This window comes from Terrimonas sp. (assembly GCF_003075435.1).
Classification (GTDB): Bacteria; Bacteroidota; Bacteroidia; order Chitinophagales; family Chitinophagaceae; genus Agriterribacter.
In genome coordinates, this window is sequence record NZ_QCZJ01000003.1 from 20,796 (window position 1) to 36,929 (window position 16,134).

The window sequence follows — 16,134 nt, forward strand, 5'->3', positions numbered from 1 at the left end:
ATAACTTTCCTAAAACTCCAGTTGATACCCTATTACAGGAACCAGCCCGGCTAATTTTTTATATACCCATTGATTGGTTGTTAGATCATACCTGTAGCTTAACCCATCTGTATTTTTTATGCCGAGAACATTTTGTATATCAAGTGTAAGCATCCATGCGGTTTTTGTCCTGTCTTTTCGCAGCGCAAATCTTACATCTGTTCTGAAGTATGCAGGAATTCTTGTTGAGAATGGAGCAGATTCATTCAATACCGGCTTTCTTGAATCTGTTGTATTGTTTACCGCTAATGGAGTAATGGGCATTCCGCCGTTATATAACATTTTTCCACCTGCAGTAAAAGTTTGCTCTTTTCGCCATTTCCATTCCCTGCCTGCTGTAAAATGTCCTGCGGTACGATTGTTATATTGCGTATTATAACTCCTGCCGTTTAAAGGCTGAAACGTGGAGTTGAATATGGAAAAACCACCGAGCAGGAAAAATCCCCTGGAGAAAAATCTTTCAACAGTTATATCAACGCCAATATTTTTACCATTACCCTTGCTCACCAAAGCCTCGTTTGCATAACCTTCTATCATATTCAATAGCCAGAAAGTACGGTTAACATCATTCACTACCGGCACCCTTGATAATTGCTGCAGGTATGCTTCCAAATGAAAACGCCAGTTCTTTTTAAGTAATGCATCATAGGCTGCAATAAAATGTGTGGAACGTATAATGTCGAGATCGAGATTTGGAAAACTGTTTGCAGCATTTTTGTAAAAGTATGATCCTAAAGGCAGGGTTTTTCCATACAGGCCTGTTGCAAAGCTTATACTATGACTGGCATTGAGCTTATACTGTATGCTCATGCGTGGTTCAACAGAATTTGTTTTATTAAGTGAAAGATACAAATAATGAATGCCTGCATTAACAGTAAGCTTGCTGAGCGGCTTCCAGCTTAATTGAGTATATGGTTGCCATTGCCAGGTATTACCTTCTCCATCAATAATATTTTTGCGATAAACAGCATCATCAAAATCGTATATACCCTGGGTAAATCCATAGCCTATTCTGCTTATGAATGCGCCGGTTTTCCAGGTAAGCCGGCTGCCGAGTTTTGTATTATAATAAATGGCGAATGAAAACCGGTTATTATCATACAACTCATCATTTATAGTATATGGTTGTTTTGATGTATTCAGCGTGTCATCCCTGTAAATTATTTTTTGTGCCATTATAGCAACAGAAGTTTTCAGCAGTCCGCTTTTTCCTACCTGCAAACTGTGCCCGATTCCTGCTGCCCCCATATTGGTTTTAAAATCATACACGGCATAGTCATCATATTCATTCCAGTCTGATTGAGGCTCTACGGCAGAATAATCTTCTTTACTCACTCCTCCAATACCCCAGATATTAAATACAGAACGATTGTTTTTTGATGGAAAATTCAGGTTGAAAGACAGATCCTGGAAGGTATTACGCTCACGTTCATCTGTAAGATGAAACCCGAGTGAACTTAAAATACCCAGTGTTGAATAGCGGTAATTAACAAGAAAGGAACTCCTGTTTTTTTCTAGCGGGCCTTCCGCTGAAAAATCCAGCCCGATAAGACTGGCTTTAAAAGTGTATTTGTTGTTTTCCGGATTGCCTTTCCTGAAACGCATGTCAAACACGCCTGATAATGCATCTCCATATTCTGCGGGGAAACCACCTGTAGAAAAATCTGAATTATCGAGCATGCTGCTGCTGAATATAGTTATACCGCCACCACTGGAGCCCTTTCGTGCAAAATGATTGGGGTTGGGTATATCAACGCCTTCAAGCCTCCAGAGCATGGTTGCCGGAGAATTTCCCCTGATCACAATATCATTCCTTGAATCACGCATTGGCTGCACACCCGGAAAACTCATTGCCATTCTTCCCGGGTCGTTTACGCTGGCAGCATAGCGTTGCGTTTCTTCGGGAGTAAACGACCTTGTACTGACAACAGATAATTTGTTGACCGGCTGTTTGGGGTTTTTGGATGTTTGTATGATAATTTCCTTTTGCTGTGTGAACTGCTGTTCAAGCTCGAGCACCAGGTTCGTTTCCCCAGCGCTGCTTACAACAAAATTGTCGGTGGCAAAATCCGCGTATCCACTATGGGTACATTGCACAATTCTTCGGCCCACAGGTATTTTTGTCAAGATAAAAATGCCTGCTTCATTGGTAACCACACTCCGGTGCAAACTATCTTCCGAAATAAAAACAGTGGCTCCGGTAAGCGGACGACGGGAATCTTTGTCAATAACAGTTCCTTTTATGGTTTGAGTAATGGGTTGGGTAAGCGAGGTGAGATAACTGATACTGACAACGCAAAACAAACAGAGTTTTTTATGCATAAGTCAGGGTTTTCATTAATATACAAATAAATTTTTTCCTTTAAAAGCATAATGTGTAAAAAATTGTTTTAAATGAGTAATCTGCTGAAAAATGAATGCAGATGTTATTTTGATTGAACCTTTTAAGTCTGCCGCCCATGTGCTGCGCGGAGCGATACAGATGAACGGAGCGTCGCCACTATCGCTTCACCAGGGCGATACAGCCGGCCTCAATAAAATTTTTTACTCATGATTCGTTTAACCGGAGCCGGTAGTTTTTATTTACGCATTGATAAATACTAAGTACATTTATTATGCAATTATCACAAACCTTTACAGCATGAAATCTTTCCTATTCATAACGTTTGGGCTGTTTTTGTTACAGCTTTCGTTTTTGCCGGGCAATGCACAGGATACATGGCCAAAGGATGTCACATCTTCTGACGGAACAGTGATTTCCATATTTGAGCCTCAGCCCGAAAAATATACCGGTAATGATGTTACAGCCAGGGCGGCAGTATCTATACGTAAAACAGCAGGCGATGAGCCCACGTTTGGTGTAATGTGGTTTGACGCGAACCTGGCGCCGGAGGGGAATAATACCGCCACGGTGAAAACGATTACAGTTACCAAATCAAAATTTGCTGATGGGGATGAAGCCAGTAAAGCAACATTGAAAAAGATAGTGGAAAGTGGTGTGCCGCCAATGAATATCCGCATAGGCCTGAAGCGGCTGAATGATATGCTGCAACAGGAGAAGGCCGATACGGAATCCGGCATAAAAACTGATCCTCCGGTGGTATACTACAGGAGCAGGCCTACCACGTTGATTGTGCTTGACGGAGAACCCGTAGAGCAGCAGGACGATGACCTTAAAATGGTAAGGGTTGTTAATTCCCCTTACCTTATTATTAAAAATCCTGACGATAAAAAGTACTACCTGTATGGTGGCAACTTCTGGTACAGCTCAACACAGGTAAAAAGCGGCTGGACAAATGTGAAAACGCTGCCATCAAAAATAAAAACCATTGATACTGCCCTTAAAGAACAGGAGAAAAAAGAGGAAAGCGAAGACAAAGAAACGGAAGTGAAATTTACTGAGCCAACAGATATATTAGTGAGCACTGTGCCTGCGGAAATTGTGCAAACAGAGGGCGAGCCAACCTATAAAGCAGTAGAAGGTTCTACCTTGTTATATGTTGATAATTCGCTTGATGAAATTTTTAAGGATGTTGAATCGCAAAAGAATTTTATCCTGCTTTCAGGACGATGGTATGCGAGTACCAATATACAGGGCCCATGGGAGTATGTGCCTTCTGATAAGCTGCCTGCAGCTTTTGCTTCTATTCCTAATGGGTCAGAAAAAGATGGCGTGCTGGCAAGTGTGGCAGGAACAGCAGCAGCGGAAGATGCTATCATTGATGCAAATATTCCGCAAACGGCAAAGGTTGAACGCAGCTCAGCAAAGTGCACCGTAACCTATGATGGCGCTCCTAAATTTGTGCAGATAGAAAATACCAATCTCCTGCTTGCTGAAAACAGCAATATTACTGTGATGCAGGCGCCGAACAACCAGTATTACGCGTTAGAGAATGGTATATGGTTCAAGAGTAATAATCCTGATGGGCCGTGGGAGGTTGCAAATGAAAGACCTTCTGATGTTGAAAAAATACCTGCCAGCAGCAGCGCGTATAATGCAAAATATGTGCATGTATATCACACAACGCCGCAATACGTATATGTTGGCTATACACCGGGATACCTCGGCAGCTATCGCTACTATAACACTATGGTATGGGGCACCGGCTGGCATTACCATCCCTGGTACGGGCATTGGTATTACCCGCGTCCTTTTACCTGGGGCTTTGGTATGATGTATAACCCATGGAGCGGATGGAGTATAAGCTGGGGGTTGAGCTTTAATTACGGATGGTTTCATTATCACAATTATTATGGACCCGGAGGATGGGGATGGTTTGGACCGCCCATGTTCCGTCCGCCATATCGCCCCTGGGGATGGAATGGGGGATATTATGGTAACCGCCCTTCGGGAAGGCCTCCTCATTACCCGAATGTAACTACCAACCGCCCTCCCAACTGGAATACAAGGCCTGTTGCACGCCCGGCCCGGCCCATTGCAAGGAATAATGTGTACAATAACAGACCGGCAGTTATTACAAGAGATCGTGTTACCCGCCCGGTTGCAAGACCTTCCGGACCCGCCACACGCCCTGGCAATAACCAGGGAACAAGACCTGCAACAAGACCGGGCACTACAACACCAACAAGACCTGCAACAAGACCGGGTACAACCACTCCCTCAAGGCCAACGAGCCCGAGACCGGCTAACCCGAAACCATCTACCAGACCTGCAACAAAACCATCTACACCGCAAACGCGGCCTGCAACAAGACCTGCACAGACAACCAAGCCAGCTACAAAACCGGCAGTACAACCCCGCCCTGCACAACCGGCAAAAAAACCGGCAACAAGGCCTGCTGAAAGACGGAATGGTTAGGGATAATGTAGTTTTTATAAATAATTAAAAAGCGTTGACATTGTCAACGCTTTTTTAATGAGTGCTATCCCGTGAGTGATCTCAAAAAATTTTCTAAATCAGTTTTATCCTGCTCCGATAAATCCAAAGGCTTGTTGAGTAAAACATCGCGGTTGATGGAGTTAGGCACAAACCTGTCAGGCTCATTATAATAATCAATTACTTCCCGCAGGGTCTTAAACATGCCGTTATGCATATAAGGTGCGGTTAAAGCAATATTGCGCAATGGACCGATCTTAAATTTACCCAGCTCATCCGGGTTTTTAGTGATGGCAGCGCGGCCACTATCATTCAGTTCTTTACCGTTAAATAAACCGATATTCCTGAATTCGGTGTTACTGAAATCCGGGCCGAAATGACAACGCACGCAATTGGCAGAACCATTAAACAACGTGAATCCTCTTTTTACTGATTCGCTTACAGCCTTTTCATCCTCCCTGGTTTTCCAGTCGTCAAAAGGTGAATTGTTTGTTTCCATTGAGCTTTGAAATGCTGCCAGCGCTTTTCCGAGGTTTTTTGCTGAAGGTTTTTCTTTGTATACGTTTTGAAATGCTACCCTGTAAAATGCGCTTTGCTGCAAACGATATATGGCGCTGTCAACAGGCAGGTTCATTTCATCGGGATTGGCAATAGGTATCAAAGCCTGCTCTTCCAGTGTTTTTGCCCTTCCATCCCAAAAAAAGAAAGCGGCATTGTTCAGGTTCATGGCAGATGGTGTATTACGGGTTCCTTTCCTGTTAAACACGCCAAGGCTTACGGCGCTGGTATCGGCAAAAGCAAATTCCGGTTTGTGGCAACTGGCACAACTGATCTTTTGGGTGGAGGATAAAATGGTGTCGAAAAACAGTTGTTTGCCCAATGCAATTGCATTATCGGGCATAGTATTGCCACTTTTGCAAAACAGGTGAGGTGCTGCAGCAAAAAAGCCTGAAATAATTATTATAAAAAAATACTTTCTCATGTGTTGATTTTATATTTTACTTTTTGCCACATGGAATTTTGCATACATGGTAATTAAAAACATTCAGGAGTTAAGGAACATCAGGTTTCCTTCTTATGATCTTCACTTTTTAATGGTTTAAATATTCATTAAGGATTGATCCGGTGCAGCACAGCGTTGTTTATATCGTAAACACGCGGTTTACAGCTATCTTCTATCGCAATAAACCGGATGCTGTCACCCTGCAGGAAATCTACTTTGTAAATGCCATAATATTCGCCTTCGTCATTACAAATAGGATCAAATGTTTTCAACGTATCATTACTGAAAACAGATTTTCCACTGCTGAATAGTTTACCGTCTATAATGTAATCGTGTGTGCCGTCTTTATGAAAGCGGACTTCGGCCAGCGGTCCGCTTTTAAATTTTACAGACCACTTACCAAATACATTATGTTCTGTTTTTTGTGCGCCACAGGCAACAAAAACAACGGTAACAATAAGGACAATTATATTTTTCATGCGTAAACTGATTTTAAGTAAGGCGTTATTTTCCTGCTATCCTTTTTACTGCCAGCCCGGATGAACCTTCTACTCTTTGCCTGCAGGTATCTGTTAGTACGTCAAACCTGAGCGAATCGCCATAATAAGTAAGCTTATACAAACCTTCGTAAGCCATATTGCAAAGTCCATCTGTGATATATAAAGAATCTCCTGCAGTCCTGTACGTTCCGCTTACAAAGTTTTTCCCATCCATAAATCCATCGTAGCTGCCATTTGCCCTGAACCGGGCGAGAAAAACATAGGGCTTGCTTTCATAGCTTAAATGCGCATCCCATTCTCCCACGAGGCTGTGAACGGTTTTTTTTGAGGTGGTACTGCCGCAGGAATAAAAGGCTAACACCGCAGTGATGGTTACCAGTAAGTTTTTCATGTCAATATATTTTATTCAGTTTCAAAACTATCATTCCAAATAAAAAAAGGCATTTGCTGTTGTTGCAAATGCCTTTGAAGTTTTAATAATTAAAAAACTGATTATTAATATGTTTGATATTGTTGCACCAGGTTTTGAATTTGTTGCAGGCACAATATTATATGGCGGCTTCCAGGTTGCAGGGAACTTACCTTTTCTATCTTGCTATGGTCTCTTCAAACCAGTCAAAGCGTGTCATTGATTTTCCTTTGATCAGGTAATCACCTGTGGAAATTGCTATAGTTTTATTACTTAACGCTTGCTGGCTTTCCCAACCTCACTCGGCGGATATCCAAAATGCTTTGTAAAACTGGTTGAAAAATTAGCGGGATTTCCATAACCAACCATATAGCCTGCTTCTGCCACGGTTGCAACGTTTTTCTGCAACAGCTCATGCGCTTTTTGCATACGGATGGTGCGGATCAGCTCGCCGGGACTTTGGTCAATAATATCCTTCAGCTTGCGGTGCAATTGAGTGCGGCTTAGCCCCACTTCTCGACCCAACTGTTCCGCGCCAAACTGTATATCGTCAATATTATTATTGATCGCGTCTTTCACCCGGTTTAAAAATGCCTGTTCAATAGAGGGTAATTCAATATTGCCGGAAAGCCAGTTATTGTTTTTACTGTATTTATCGCGGAGCCGGTTTCTTGTTTGAATAAGATTGGATATCTGCGCCAGCAACTCCCGTTTATCAAAAGGCTTGGGAAGGTAAGCGTCTGCGCCGGTTTCGAGGCCATGTATCCTGCTATCCTGGTCCGTTTTGGCAGTAAGCATAATAACCGGGATATGGCTGGTACGTTCATCCTTTTTTAAAGTATCGCACAACTCATAACCATTTTTTACAGGCATCATCAGGTCGGTGATCACCAGGTTGGGAATGTGTGCTATGGCTTTTTCTATGCCGTCAGCGCCATTCATTGCGGTAAGAATAGTATAACTTTCTTTCAACGATATTTCCATGAACTGCCGCAGTTGCTCATTATCTTCAACGATTAAAACAGTGTCTGCATGTTGAATTGCCTCCTCCCTTACTTTTGATAAAAGAGCAATATGATCTTTTGAGATAATCTCATTTATCCCTGCCGCTCCTTCAATACTGTTTTTCTCTGCGGGTATATAGGGAAGTTTTAAAGAGAATGTTGTACCTGCATTTTCTGTACTACTCACACTGATGGAACCGCCAAGCAGTTCAGCGAGCTCTTTTACCAATGCCAGCCCGATGCCGGCGCCTTCTCTTGTCCGGGTATCGGATGCTTCCACCTGGTAAAACCTGTCGAATATATATGGCAATTTTTCTTTGGCAATACCAATGCCGTTATCCTTGACCGTTAGCTCGATATATGCGTCATCTTTCTTCTCAAACAATACATCAACCCTGCCATTGGCATTGCTGAATTTAATTGCATTAGATATAAGATTCTGAACGATCTTTTCCAGTTTATCAATATCGGTTTTAATAAGTAAAGAGGGTATGTTATTGATAATGCCAAGCTGCACGCTCCTGTAATCGGCCAGTGAGCCAAACTGCTGTACATGCACCTGCAGCCATTTTATGATATCAATGTTTTGATATTTGATATCCATCTGCCCGCTTTCAAGGCGGCTCAGATCAAGCAATTGATTGATGAGCTGCAACAGCCTTTCACTGTTTTGCAAAATAAAGCCGGCGTATTGCCTGGCTGCCTCCGCATCGGGTTGTTTCAATAATTCTTTTGCAGGATTGATGATGAGCGTAAGCGGCGTTTTAAACTCATGTGTCAGGTTCACAAAAAAGCGTGACTTCGCGGCATCCATTTCCTTTAGTCTTTCCGCTTGCTCACGTACCTGCGCGGTTCTTTCCAAAACTGTTCTTTCCAGTTGCTCTGCCTGTTCGGAAATGAGTTTGTTTTTTTCCTGCTCTTTAGCCAGGTTTTCGGAAGAAAGCCTTTCGTTTTCTTTAAGCTGATCAGCCAGTTTTCGGTTGGTAGAGGCGATATCCATTGCCAGGTAAATAGAGAATGCTACAGGCATCAACAGGTTACCCCATCCAAAGAGAACCAATACCTGCTTAAGTGTAAACCAGCCAAGCTGGTTAGAGCCGATAAAAATGCCCAGCAAAAGAAATAAGATGATACCCACCACTAACAGCCACAGCTTTTTATTTCCTTTTCGTATGACCCGCAATAACATCAATATCGCATCAGTAAAAAATATAAGTACAAATATATTCTGATGCCATTTCTGGAATTGTGTCCAGAACGGGCTGTACCAGGCATAATGCCAGTTAATAACCGACCATATTGCAACGGGCACAGAAGCCAGCAACATGATGATTGTTTTTTTACGTGGAATATAGCCATAGCCCGCATAATAAAGCAGGAGTACTCCAAAGCTTAAATGCAGCGTTACAAACGCCATAAATACACGGGTATAAAATATCTGCATGGCAGGATGGGCAGCAACAATGGTTTGATACCTTGCATATAAACCAATGGCCACAACGGCAACAAACAATACGTAGTAGAGATTTATTTTTTGCCGTGGGTAAAATATAAATAATAAAAGATGCAGCAATATAAGAATACAGGCAGCGCCAACGCTCATCAAAAGCTGATCCATTGTGCGTTGGTCAGATTTTTGCTTTTGGTTCATGGTATGCAGGTCACTGATCCAGGCCTGAAAGCCCACAAAATCCGGATAGTAATGATGATAATTGCAATAACGGATAGCCAGTAAATGCGGTAACGTATCTGTTATAGCAAGCGGTATGGTTAAATAAGGATTGCGTTCGGCTACAGATTCTTTTTTTGATTTGCCCAGCTTCCCCAATGACATGATCCTCCTGCCATCAAAATAAACTTCTGATGCGCCATCATGATTGAGGTATATACCCCATGTGTTAGTGAGCGAAGTATCAGCTTTCTTCAACCATACACGAAACCACCCGAAACCTGTCCAGCTTTTAGGAAGCTGCTCTTCACCAAAATTTATTCGTGCTGTGTCCCAGCCTTCATCATTGAAAAAAGGATCTGCCCATTCAATATCATCGCCGGGATGAAACTTCCAGGGCGATTTTTCCAGTGAAGTAATATTGTTCCCGAGCCTGACAACAGCATGTTCCGTACCCGCATGTTGACCAAATGAAGCGCTTATACAAAAAAGGAATAAAAGCAATATAACTATAGTATACTTCATGCCTGGGTTTTATCTGGGGCAAAAGAAACGGGAGATCATTTCAAATATAATAAAACTTAGCATGAAGCTATATTAAAACAACTGCAACCCTGTATTTATCAATAATACGTACGCTATAATAAATGCCTGCAGAAAAGAAAGCGAAAAATATTTTTACTGCACTGCGGCTGTCTTTTCTAAATAGCGCTAAAAATATTATGCTGAATATAAATGCGGGAAACGATATCATAAAATTCATTGCTGCTACAATCATAACCGTTTGTAATAGTAACAGCATCAAGGTGTAAGTCCCCATATCCTATACCTTTCTTCACTTTCCGCCTTTTATCTTCCGCTACACTTTAGCAAACTGCATTTCATACAGCTTCGCGTAAAATCCGGCTTTGTCAAGGAGTTCGCTGTGGGTACCCATCTCTTTTATCTCCCCTTTATCAAGCACTAATATTTTATCAGCCTTACGGATGGTGGAAAGACGGTGGGCGATAATGATGGCGGTTCTTCCTTCAATCAATGTATCAATCGCATGTTGAATGAGCTGCTCGCTTTCTGTATCAACAGAGGAGGTTGCTTCATCAAGAATAAGTATGGAAGGATTATAGAGCAGTGCACGTATAAACGAAAGCAATTGCCGCTGTCCGAGCGATAATGTACTACCTCTTTCCATAACATTATAATCATAGTTGCCAGGTAATTGCATAATGAAATCATGCATACCGATAAGTTTGGCCGCACGTATTACCTGATCTCTTGTAATGGATTCATTTCTCAATGTTACATTTTCATAAATAGATCCGGAGAAAAGAAACACATCCTGCAAAACAATGCCTATTTTACTCCTGAGTATATTCAGCTTGTATTCCTCGATATTCACATCATCAATTTCAATGGCACCTTTCTGAATATGATATAAGCGATTGATCAAACTTATGACGGATGTTTTGCCACTGCCGGTATGCCCAACAAGCGCCGTTGTTTCACCAGGCATAATAGTGAAAGATATATTCTTCAGCACATAATTATCATCTTTATACGCAAACCACACATGTTTAAAGGCAACTTTACCCTGCATGTCTGAGGGAGCGTAATCGCCCTCTTTCTCTATAAAATCAGGATTATCCAATACTTTAAAGATACGTTCACTGGCAACCATGCCCATTTGCAGTACATTAAATTTATCAGCGATCACCCTGAGCGGACGAAATAAAAGATTGAGGTAAAGTATGAAGGCGATCATCACCCCCAGTGTGGCTTCCCCTTCTATTGCTCCTTTCGCACTCCACCATATCATTAACCCCATGGCAATGGCAAGTATTATTTCGACAAACGGAAAAAACACGGAGTATGCAAAAATGGCTTTGATATTGGCATTGCGATGCTCGCGGTTGATTTTTTTGAATTTTGCAAATTCCCTGTCTTCCGCAGCAAATGCCTGCACAATGCTCATACCTGTAATGTGCTCCTGTACAAAAGCATTGAGCTGCGCTACCGCGTTTCTTACGCGCTGAAAAGAAACATTCACACTTTCTTTGAACCACCAGGTAACTATCAGCAATACGGGTAATACTGCCATACAAACTAAAGTAAGCTCCCAGTCGGTATAAAACATTACACCCAGGATCGCGAAAATAGAAAGCAGATCCGCGATTATTGGTATCAATCCTTCTGAAAAAATATCATTAATGGATTCAATATCATTAATGGTTCTTGTAGTGAGCGTACCTATAGGTGTTTTATCGAACTGCCCGAGATTAAGATGCACAATTTTTTTATAAACTGCCGTACGCATGTCTTTAACCACGGTTTGCCCCAGCCATGCGGTTATAAACGAAAAAGAAAAGCGCATAGCGGTTTCCAGTAACAGCAATGCAATTTGTATAATGGTGATGATGATAACCCAATTGATTAATCCGCCCCTTATGTATTTATCTACCGTTAATTGTATAAGCCAGGGGCGAACAGGCGAAATGACAGCCAGCGCTATTGCCAGGAAGATGGAAAAATACAATTGCTTTTTATACGGAGACGCATAACTGAAAACCCTGCGGAGCAAACTAAAATCAAATAATTTTTTTACGGGTTTTGTTTCTGACATAACGAAGCTGCAAAGTTAGGGAATTCGGGGGGAAAGCCTCTTCAGTCGATGATTTTAAGTAACTTGATAACGTTCTTCTTTAAAAGTTGTTGTTAATCTATTATTTTTTCATAAACGGATTTCCTGATTGTATTTGCAGTTTATGACAGATTTCTTCAATACAACAATTCGCCTGCCGTTATCGCGAAAAAATGTACCGCTTAAATATGCATTGGTGCATGCTTCGTACTGGGTAATGGTTACCGCTTTTTTTATTTACGAGAAGAAATATATGATCGTAAAAGCGGGGTTACCTTCATTCATCACCTGCGTTTGTTTCAGGATCGGGTTACTCATCATTGTTGCATACCTTAACCTACATTACCTGCTGCCAAAATATCTTATCAAAGGAAAATATCTTAAATACTTTGCCGGCGTATTGCTGTCTATTACCGGGTATCTTATCCTGCAAAGCCTGTTTGATATTTTTTTATACGGTTATGTGCTGGGACCCATGCGGAGAGATCGCTTCTGGGAAACCATATCATATAATTTTTTCAGCACACTCTGGTATATTGGTATAATGGTAGCCCTGAAGCTCAGCATTGACTGGTATGAGCAAACGAGGTTATTACAAAAAACAAAGGTTGAAAAACTGCAGGCTGAAGTCAATTTTTTAAGAGCGCAGGTTAACCCGCATTTTCTTTTTAACGTGCTTAATAACCTGTATGCCCTTACGCTTAAAAAATCTGACAGTGCTCCGGATACGGTGTTAAAACTGTCAGATATGATGGAATATATGCTCTACGACAGTGATGATGCGCAGGTTTTACTGGAAAGGGAAATCAAATACCTGCAGAATTATATAGCACTGGAAAAGCTGAGATACCGGGAAAACGCGTCAATTATATTTGAAGTGAACGGAGATACCAATAGTCATGTGATCGCCCCGCTATTATTGCTTCCGCTGGTTGAAAACGCGTTTAAGCATGGTGTAAGTAAAATGACGGGCAAAACAAGCATGAAGATCAGGATTGATATCCGTGAAACAGGCATCTGTTTTTTTATTGAGAATGATAAGCCGGTTTCAGCAGCAAACCCAAGCAATATAGCAAAAGGAGGAATCGGGATTGCTAACCTGCAACAAAGACTGGATTTACTATACCCGGGCAAATATGTATTTGAAATAAAGGAAGATGCGGATAAATTCAGCGCATCTCTGCAACTCAATTTTTAATGAATGCTTACATGTATTGTTATTGATGATGAACCATTGGCATGTGATATACTGGAACAGTATATCGGCAAATCAGGAACTGTTAAGCTGAAAGCTGTATTTAATTCCGCTGTTCCCGCACTGGATTTCTTAGCAACAAATGCAATCGATATTATTTTTCTTGATATTGAAATGCCGGAAATGAGCGGGATAGATTTTCTTAATAAACTTGATAATCCTCCTGTTACTGTTTTTACTACCGCGTACAGAGATTACGCCTATGAAGGTTACGAGCTTGGCGTAATTGATTTCCTGCTTAAGCCGGTTTCTTTTGAAAGGTTTTTGCAGGCAATACAAAAGGCAAGAGATTTTTTTTCGCTTAAGGATCAGCATACTTCAATAGAAAATGATGACGGCCAGCTCGGCTCTGTTTTTGTGAAGAGTGGTGTACAAAAAATAAAATTGAACTTTGATGATGTTACACATATACAAGGGCTGAAAGACTATGCCATTATACATCATGCAGGTGGAAAAGTAGTAATAAAAGGCTCTGTGAAATCAATGCATGATATTTTTCCTGAGAAGCATTTTATGCGGGTACATAAATCCTTTATAGTAGCAAAGCATAAAATTGTACGCATTGAAAGAAATAAAATAATGCTGAAGAATTTCCAGGTGCCTGTAGGAAGAATTTATAAGGAGGCGCTGGAAAACTTTTTGAAGAAGAACAACTAGGGGAATTGCCTGAATACGGTAAGCCGCAACAGCATTTCTATAAAAAGAAAACCAATAGCGATCAATACAAGCGGATGAAACCGTTCTGTATACCTGCGGTTTGTGGTTATATTAATTTTTGTTTTTTCCAGTTGATCTATTTCTCCGTAAATATCAGATAAGTTTTGATCACCTTTTGCACGAAAGTATTTACCGTCTGTTTCATCAGCAATCTGTTTTAAAAGGGTTTCATCAATATTTACTTTTTCCTGCTGCATGCTTACCCTTCCGTCCGGCCCCGGAACCGGTGTTGTAGCATATCCATCAGAGCCGATACCAATAGTGTATACCTTAATACCCAATGATTTTGCAATTTCTTTTGCTGTAACCGGGTCTATCAGTCCGCCATTATTCTCACCATCCGTAAGCAATATAATTACTTTGCTTTTCGATTCACTGTTCTTTAACCTGTCTGCACTTGTTGCAAGCCCGGAGCCGATTGCAGTGCCATCAACCAAAAAACCTCCGTCTATCTGCATGATCTGCTGCTCCAGCACAGCGTGATCGCTGGTAACAGGGCATTGGGTAAAGCTTTCTCCTGCAAAAATTACCAGCCCGATACGATCGGTTGGCCGTTGCTGAACAAATTCTCCTGCCACGCGTTTGGCTGCTTCAAGCCTGTTGGGATGAAAATCCTGCGCCAGCATACTGCCGCTTACATCAATGCACAAAACAATATCAATACCTTCTCCTTCCACATTCCTCTCATCATTATGTGTTTGAGGCCGGGCAAGCGCGGTTATAATACCTGCAAGTGCCAGCATCCTTAGCACAAAAGGTATATGCCGCAATTTACTTTTGAATGAATTGGTATTACGGAAGCTCCTGAGCGATGATACCTTCATTGCGCCGCGTGTTTTGCCGGAATAGCTGATATACCATCCTGCAAGTATAGGTATAAGCAACAGCAGGTATAACACCCGTGGATAAGCGAATTCTATATGGTCTAAATATTCCTTCAGCAAAATATTATGTTAATGTTTCATAAACTTATTTGCCACGAATGCACTCATATTTTCGTACATTCTGTACAACATTAAGAAATTAAGAGCATTGAGGGTGCCGGTTAATTGGTCTTAATGTTTCTCAAATCCTTAATGGTTGCAACCTAAATTATCCGCCGCAGGCAAACGCTGGAATTTATGGCTACACCTACTTTATATTATCCAGTTTTTTCACATTCTTTTCTATAATATCAATATCTGTTGTTGATCTGGTGATATCAGGCTGATACTTTGCGAATTTAACAGCATCTGCCATCCTCAGCGTTTCCGCCAGCTCGCTTAACAACTCTTTTGATAAATGCCGGTCAACCGACATTAATAGCTCATCTGTAGTTTTCTGCAAAGCGCCATCACGAAACTTTCCTTCATAATATGCTTTAAAAATATTTGCCAGCTCAGTATAATATTTTTTCCATTCCGCTTTTGCAGGAAAATTTTGCGCTTTTAATTTACCCAGCCGCTGCAGGGTTTCTTCCAGTAATGGCAACCCGGATGTATTAACAGGTGCAACAACAGGTTTTTGTTTTCTTTGTTTCCACCACAACCATGCAAGTACACCAGGCAGTATAGCCGATAATATTGCCAATACCCAATACCACCAGGGCGTTTTTTGTCCGGGTACTTCAATAATATCACGTATATCATGATACGTACTATCGGTGAGCTTGGCCGGAACGATCGTTAACTCCAGCGGAGCAGAACTGATTTGTTTATTTCCCGTATGAATAACCAGCGGAGGGATTACCCATATTCCTGAATCAAAACAGGTAATGGTAAATGACTGGTGATATATTTTAGTATTGCCCTGTAATGAAGAATCAATTGGCGAGCGGCTGAGTATTTCTATGTGGTTGAATGTGTCAGGCAAATTAAACCATTGAGTAACTGGCTTATCTGCGGTTGTTGTGGTTTGCACAACCAGCTGTGTTTGATCGCCCATCAGCAATTGCGGTTGCTTTATTGTAGCGCTGATAGTGGCATCAGGTTGCGCAGATAAAAATGTTGCACATAAGCTGCATACCAGCATCAGTACAATCGCTTTTATGTTTTCTCCTTTCTTCATATTTGTCTCACCAACAAAAA

The 16,134-nt window shown here is 41.4% G+C and carries 12 protein-coding genes; 4 read left to right on the forward strand and 8 right to left on the reverse strand.

Translation table 11 applies throughout. From position 1 onward, the window contains the following. Nucleotides 1-9: 9 nt before the first annotated feature. The gene (locus DC498_RS04725) at nt 10-2,361 is read right to left on the reverse strand and encodes a TonB-dependent receptor (protein WP_116872994.1); all 2,352 of its coding nucleotides are present in this window, start codon (nt 2,359-2,361) and stop codon (nt 10-12) included. Between the two features lie 91 nt (nt 2,362-2,452). On the opposite strand from DC498_RS04725, the gene DC498_RS26095 reads away from it, so the two are divergent. Both DC498_RS26095 and DC498_RS04730 read left to right on the forward strand, forming a co-directional pair. After that, nucleotides 2,453-2,593 (forward strand): hypothetical protein, encoded by a 141-nt coding sequence (locus DC498_RS26095; RefSeq protein WP_165813753.1) that lies wholly within the window; start codon nt 2,453-2,455, stop codon nt 2,591-2,593. Between the two features lie 87 nt (nt 2,594-2,680). Further along, entirely contained in the window at nt 2,681-4,858 is a 2,178-nt protein-coding gene (locus DC498_RS04730; RefSeq protein WP_133176764.1) for a hypothetical protein, read from the forward strand. A 64-nt stretch (nt 4,859-4,922) separates the two neighbouring features. On the opposite strand, the gene DC498_RS04735 is transcribed toward DC498_RS04730, so the two are convergent. The 5 genes from DC498_RS04735 to DC498_RS04765 form a co-directional block, all read right to left on the reverse strand. After that, entirely contained in the window at nt 4,923-5,858 is a 936-nt protein-coding gene (locus DC498_RS04735; RefSeq protein WP_116872996.1) for a cytochrome-c peroxidase, read from the reverse strand. A 128-nt stretch (nt 5,859-5,986) separates the two neighbouring features. Then, entirely contained in the window at nt 5,987-6,358 is a 372-nt protein-coding gene (locus tag DC498_RS04740; protein WP_116872997.1) for a hypothetical protein, read from the reverse strand. 25 nt (nt 6,359-6,383) lie between these two features. Continuing rightward, the gene (locus DC498_RS04745) at nt 6,384-6,770 is read right to left on the reverse strand and encodes a hypothetical protein (protein WP_116872998.1); all 387 of its coding nucleotides are present in this window, start codon (nt 6,768-6,770) and stop codon (nt 6,384-6,386) included. Between the two features lie 291 nt (nt 6,771-7,061). Beyond that, on the reverse strand, nt 7,062-9,986 hold the full coding sequence (locus DC498_RS04755; RefSeq protein WP_116872999.1) for an ATP-binding protein: 2,925 nt from the start codon (nt 9,984-9,986) through the stop codon (nt 7,062-7,064). Between the two features lie 334 nt (nt 9,987-10,320). Further along, nucleotides 10,321-12,078, reverse strand: coding sequence for an ABC transporter ATP-binding protein (locus DC498_RS04765; RefSeq protein ID WP_116873001.1), 1,758 nt, complete (start codon nt 12,076-12,078; stop codon nt 10,321-10,323). 142 nt (nt 12,079-12,220) lie between these two features. On the opposite strand from DC498_RS04765, the gene DC498_RS04770 reads away from it, so the two are divergent. Both DC498_RS04770 and DC498_RS04775 read left to right on the forward strand, forming a co-directional pair. After that, nucleotides 12,221-13,294, forward strand: coding sequence for a sensor histidine kinase (locus DC498_RS04770; protein ID WP_116873002.1), 1,074 nt, complete (start codon nt 12,221-12,223; stop codon nt 13,292-13,294). 3 nt (nt 13,295-13,297) lie between these two features. Next, nucleotides 13,298-14,008, forward strand: coding sequence for a LytR/AlgR family response regulator transcription factor (locus DC498_RS04775; protein ID WP_116873003.1), 711 nt, complete (start codon nt 13,298-13,300; stop codon nt 14,006-14,008). Here DC498_RS04775 and DC498_RS04780 read toward each other — a convergent pair. Both DC498_RS04780 and DC498_RS04785 read right to left on the reverse strand, forming a co-directional pair. Continuing rightward, nucleotides 14,005-15,012 carry a vWA domain-containing protein gene (locus DC498_RS04780; RefSeq protein WP_116873004.1) on the reverse strand — a complete coding sequence of 336 codons (1,008 nt, stop codon included), beginning with the start codon at nt 15,010-15,012 and terminating at the stop codon, nt 14,005-14,007. The two genes, DC498_RS04775 and DC498_RS04780, sit on opposite strands and share 4 nt — an antisense overlap. Nucleotides 15,013-15,199: 187 nt before the next feature. Then, nucleotides 15,200-16,114 (reverse strand): hypothetical protein, encoded by a 915-nt coding sequence (locus DC498_RS04785; protein WP_165813754.1) that lies wholly within the window; start codon nt 16,112-16,114, stop codon nt 15,200-15,202. Between the last annotated feature and the right edge of the window lie 20 nt (nt 16,115-16,134).